Origin of the sequence: Streptomyces atriruber (assembly GCF_001418325.1) — a bacterium.
Lineage (GTDB): Bacteria > Actinomycetota > Actinomycetes > Streptomycetales > Streptomycetaceae > Streptomyces > Streptomyces atriruber.
On sequence record NZ_LIPN01000149.1, the window covers coordinates 1 to 4,546 of the forward strand.

The 4,546-nt window shown below is 71.8% G+C and carries 6 protein-coding genes; 4 read left to right on the forward strand and 2 right to left on the reverse strand.

Translation table 11 applies throughout. The annotated features are described in order from the left end of the window. On the forward strand, positions 1-470 hold a 470-nt coding region (locus tag AOK03_RS17000; protein WP_167355617.1), incomplete at its 5' end, for an MFS transporter. Here AOK03_RS17000 and AOK03_RS17005 read toward each other — a convergent pair. Both AOK03_RS17005 and AOK03_RS17010 read right to left on the reverse strand, forming a co-directional pair. Further along, complete coding sequence (locus AOK03_RS17005; RefSeq protein WP_055566120.1) at positions 455-862, reverse strand: hypothetical protein; 408 nt, start codon at positions 860-862, stop codon at positions 455-457. The two genes, AOK03_RS17000 and AOK03_RS17005, sit on opposite strands and share 16 nt — an antisense overlap. Positions 863-900: 38 nt before the next feature. Next, positions 901-1,323: an SH3 domain-containing protein gene (locus tag AOK03_RS17010; RefSeq protein WP_055566121.1), complete on the reverse strand. Its 423-nt coding sequence runs from the start codon at positions 1,321-1,323 to the stop codon at positions 901-903. 157 nt (positions 1,324-1,480) lie between these two features. On the opposite strand from AOK03_RS17010, the gene AOK03_RS17015 reads away from it, so the two are divergent. From AOK03_RS17015 to AOK03_RS17025, 3 genes are all read left to right on the forward strand, one after another. Beyond that, positions 1,481-2,527: an ATP-binding cassette domain-containing protein gene (locus AOK03_RS17015; RefSeq protein ID WP_055566122.1), complete on the forward strand. Its 1,047-nt coding sequence runs from the start codon at positions 1,481-1,483 to the stop codon at positions 2,525-2,527. After that, positions 2,524-3,372, forward strand: coding sequence for an ABC transporter permease (locus tag AOK03_RS17020; protein WP_055566123.1), 849 nt, complete (start codon positions 2,524-2,526; stop codon positions 3,370-3,372). Before AOK03_RS17015 ends, AOK03_RS17020 begins: the two co-directional genes overlap by 4 nt. Positions 3,373-3,484: 112 nt before the next feature. Continuing rightward, positions 3,485-4,324 (forward strand): hypothetical protein, encoded by an 840-nt coding sequence (locus AOK03_RS17025; protein ID WP_055566124.1) that lies wholly within the window; start codon positions 3,485-3,487, stop codon positions 4,322-4,324. The last annotated feature ends 222 nt before the right edge of the window (positions 4,325-4,546 follow it).

The following is a 4,546-nucleotide window of genomic DNA, read 5'->3' on the forward strand; positions in this document are numbered from 1 at the left end:
GCGGGCGGGCGGTGAGCCGGTTCGGCGGCCGGGCGACGATCCTCGGCGGGGGTGCGGTGCAGGCCGCCGCGACGCTGTCGCTGGTCGCGCTCGGGACGTCGGGCGGCTGGCTGTATCTGCTGCTGGCCGCCACGTTCGTCGGCGGTGTCGGCAACATGCTGGTCATCGTGGGCTTCATGGTGACCGCCACATCGGGTGTCGCCGACTCCGAACAGGGCCTGGCGACCGGCCTGGCGACCATGACCCAGCAGGTCGGCATCACCCTCGGCATCCCGGTGATGAGCGCGGTCGTGGCGGCCCGGACAGGACCGGACGCGGGCGGTGACCCGCGGGCGGTCCTGTCCGGGGTGAGCGTGGCGGTGGCCGTCAACTCGGGCCTGGTGCTCGCCGCTTCACTGCTCGTCGCGCACCGGCTGGGGCGCGGGGCGGCGCGGCACGCGGACGAGGCGCCCGCTCACTCGGTCGTGTAGTAGCGGTAGAACGTCACCGCGAAGACGCCCGCCGCGACCACCAGCGCCATCACGGTGGACCGCAGCACGCTCGCCCCGCCCAGGCTGTAGAGATAGCCGAACGTGATGCCCGCGAACGCCGTCCAGGACAGTGCGCGCAGTTCGCGCGGGAGCGCGGGCGCCACCCGGTGCAGGGCGAACATCAGGGCGGCGAAGACGAGGCCGGTCACCACTCCGAACATGACGTTCCCGGTGGTGATCGGCCCGCCGTCGCGCCGGATCGCGCAGGCCCACAGGCCGTAGACGACGCCCATGAGCAGGGCGAGTCCGGCCCAGCGGGAGGCGGAGGTCGAGGTCGGGGTCGGGGTCGTCCGTGCGCCGGGCGCGTAGTGGACGGGTGCGGCATGTGCCATGACGGTTCCCTTCTCGGTCCCGGGCGTACGTCAGTGATTCAGTGATGGCGGTACGCGCACGGGTCGTGGTCGCAGTCCCGGTGGTCCCGGTCGTGGTGGTCCCGGTCGCGCCACTGCGGGCACGGGTCCGCGGACGACGCGCAGGACGGCACGTGGCGGCCGCCGGTGTCGACGTACGCCGCGCTGACCCAGCCGCGGACGCCCTCCAGCCAGTACCAGTGCGGGTTGCCGTGGATGGAGGTGCCCTGTACCGCGCATTTGACGCGGTCCTGGCTGCCGTACGGCAGCTTCGCCAGGATCGAGCCGTGGGTGCTCGGCTCGTCCCTGACCTTCAGGTCCGGGCCCGAGACGACGGTGCCCCAGATGACGCTGTCGTCGTTGTGGGCGACGGCTGTGGCGGCGGTACCCGCACTCAGTACGGTCACCGCGCAGACCGCCCCCGCCCTCAGAGCGATTCGCATGATCGGCCTCCTCGCCCCCTCATCCAGGAAACACCCGTTCGGCCGAGCGCTCCACCGGAAGCTTCCCTACGCTGAAATCGATGAGTTTCCGGGGCGGCCCCGGTCTGCCCTCATGACGAATTCCTTACTCCTTGCTCCTGTGAGAAGGCGGGCGGACATGAGCAGCATGGCCATCGAGACCGCGGGTCTGGTGAAGACCTTCGGAGACAACCGCGCGGTCGACGGCATCGACCTCACCGTCCCGGCCGGCACGGTCTACGGAGTGCTCGGACCGAACGGGGCGGGCAAGACCACGGCGGTCAAGATGCTCGCCACCCTGCTCCGGCCCGACGGGGGCGAGGCGCACGTCTTCGGCCACGACGTGGTGCGCGAGGCGGATGCCGTACGCAGCCGGGTGAGCCTGACCGGGCAGTACGCATCGGTCGACGAGGACCTGACCGGCCTGGAGAACCTGATCCTGCTCGGCCGCCTCACCGGCCACTCCAAGCAGGCCGCGCGCGGCCGCGCCGGGCAGCTCCTGGAGGCCTTCGGGCTGACGGAGGCGGCCGCCCGGCAGGTGAAGAACTACTCGGGCGGCATGCGGCGCCGCATCGACATCGCCGCGTCCATCCTGAACACACCCGATCTGCTCTTCCTGGACGAGCCGACGACGGGCCTCGACCCGCGCAGCCGCAACCAGGTCTGGGACATCGTGCGCGCGGTCGTCGGCCACGGCACGACCGTCCTCCTCACCACCCAGTACCTCGACGAGGCCGACCAGTTGGCGGCGCGCATCGCCGTCATCGACCGGGGCAAGGTCATCGCCGAGGGCACCAAGGGCGAGCTCAAGGCGTCGGTCGGCGCGGGCTCGGTGCATGTGCGGCTGCGGGAGGCCGCGCAGCGCGAGGAGGCCGCGCGGCTGCTCGGCGCGGTGCTCGACGCGCAGGTGCAGCTGGAGCCGGACCCGGTCGCGCTGACGGCCCGGGTCGGGGCGGACGGAGCGGGCGGGGCGGACGGCGGGCAGGGCGACGGCGGAGCCGCCGCGCAGGCCTCGCGGGCGCTGGCCGAGCTGGCCCGCGCCGGGATCACCGTCGACAACTTCGCACTGGGCCAGCCGAGCCTCGACGAGGTCTTCCTGGCCCTGACCGGCACGGACGCCGCGCACCAACCCCCCAAGACCGACGCGACCGACGCGACCGACCTGAAGGAAGAGGCCACGGCATGAGCACCGCAGCCCCCATCGAGACCCAGGAGCTCGCGCCGGTGCGGACCGAGTCCCTCGCCGAGCTCCTCATCGCCACCGAGCGGCCGCCCCGGCCCACCGCGCTCTCGGCCTGTCTGACGTTCGGCTGGCGCGCCATCCTCAAGATCAAGCACGTGCCGGAGCAGCTCTTCGACGTCACGGCGTTCCCGATCATGATGGTGCTGATGTACACGTACCTCTTCGGAGGGGCGCTGGCGGGATCCCCGCGCGAGTACATCCAGTACCTGCTGCCCGGCATCCTCGTGATGTCCGTCGTGATGATCACGATGTACACGGGCGTCTCGGTCAACACCGACATCGAGAAGGGCGTCTTCGACCGCTTCCGCACGCTGCCGATCTGGCGCCCCTCGACGATGGTGGGCTACCTCCTCGGCGACGCCCTGCGCTACGCCATCGCGTCGGTCGTCATCCTCACCGTCGGCCTCATCATGGGCTACCGCCCGGACGGCGGCTTCCTCGGCGTGGTGGGCGGCATCGCGGTCCTGCTCGTCTTCTCCTTCGCCTTCTCGTGGATCTGGACGATGTTCGGGCTGCTGCTGCGCACCGAGAAGTCGGTGATGGGCGTCAGCATGATGGTGATCTTCCCGCTGACCTTCCTCAGCGACATCTTCGTGAAGCCGGAGACGATGCCCGGCTGGCTGCAGGCCTTCGTCAACAACAACCCCATCACCCACTGCTCGTCGGCGGTCCGCGCCCTGATGGACGGCACGTCGCCGACGACGGAGCTGGCGTGGACGCTCGGCTGGGCGCTGCTCCTGGTGGCGGTGTTCGGTCCGGTGACGATGCGTCTGTACAACCGGAAGTAGGGGCTGTTGCCCGCCCGCGGCGGACGCCGTCGTCCGCCCTGGGCGGACTCCGTTGCCCCATATGCAGTCGCCCCGGTCGCGCCCCGCGTGACCGGGGCCTTGCCTTGGAGGCGTGCCGAAAACCGTCCGCAGTCCGCTGTCCGCCGTCCTCCTGGTCCTCGCCTGCGTCCTGGTCCCGCTCGGCGTGCTCTCCATCTGGGCCGCGTACGAGATCGGCGACCGGGACAGTTACGTCGCCACGATGGCGCCGCTCTCCTCCGACCCGGCGGTGCGCGCGGCGGTCGCGGACCAGGTCACCGGCTCCGTGATGAAGGAGATCGACGTGGGCCCGCTGCAGGGCACGGTCGAGTCGTTCGTCCGCGACGCGGTGGGGTCCTTCACCGAGACGAAGTCCTACGAGACGGCCTGGAACGCGGCGAACCGGGCCGCGCACGACGCCCTGCAGTCGGCCCTGAACGACGACTCGAAGGGCGAGGTCACCATCGACCTCGCGCCCATCACCGAGCAGGTCAAGCAGCAACTGGTCGACGACGGCGTGCCGTTCGCCTCGAAGATCCCGGTGAAGCACACGGAGATCACCGTGCTGCAGTCCAAGGACCTCGGCGGGCTCTGGAAGAGCTTCCACGCACTGCAGGTCGCGGGCGTCTGGCCCGCGGTGGCGGCCGCCGTCCTGGCCGCCGCGGGCATCCTGCTCGCCACCCGCCGCCGCGGGGCGGTCATCCGCACGGCACTCGGCATGGCACTCGCCGCGGCGGTCCTGGCCCTCGCCGTCGCCATCGGCCGCTCCCTCACCCTCGACGACCTCCCCCCGGACATCTCCCACGACGCCGCGGGCGCGGTGTTCGACGCCCTCACGGAGACGCTCCGGGTCACGGCGTGGGTGATCGTCGCGGTGATGCTGCTCGCCGCCGCCGCGGTCTGGCTCCTGCCGCGGCTGCGCCGCCGCGCCTGACCCTCCGCGGTGGCCGTCGGGCAACCGCCGTCCGCTCCGGCCCGTCTCTGAGAGAGGATTCGGGCAGGCGAGGTGTGGCAGTTCGGCGACGAGAGGGACGGTTCCTTGGACAGCGCGGACCGGATGACCGTCGGCCCCGAGGCCGAGGAGGAGTTCGACGCGCGGGAGCCCCGGCGGCGGGTGGGGCGGGCCGCCGCGTGGGGGGCCGGGGTGCTGCTGGCC

Excerpts from the sequence above, each read along its gene's own strand:
- AOK03_RS17005 (WP_055566120.1), bottom strand. The coding sequence starts at position 862 with ATGGCACATGCCGCACCCGTCCACTACGCGCCCGGCGCACGGACGACC.
- AOK03_RS17010 (WP_055566121.1), bottom strand. The coding sequence starts at position 1,323 with ATGCGAATCGCTCTGAGGGCGGGGGCGGTCTGCGCGGTGACCGTACTG.
- AOK03_RS17015 (WP_055566122.1), top strand. The coding sequence starts at position 1,481 with ATGAGCAGCATGGCCATCGAGACCGCGGGTCTGGTGAAGACCTTCGGA.
- AOK03_RS17020 (WP_055566123.1), top strand. The coding sequence starts at position 2,524 with ATGAGCACCGCAGCCCCCATCGAGACCCAGGAGCTCGCGCCGGTGCGG.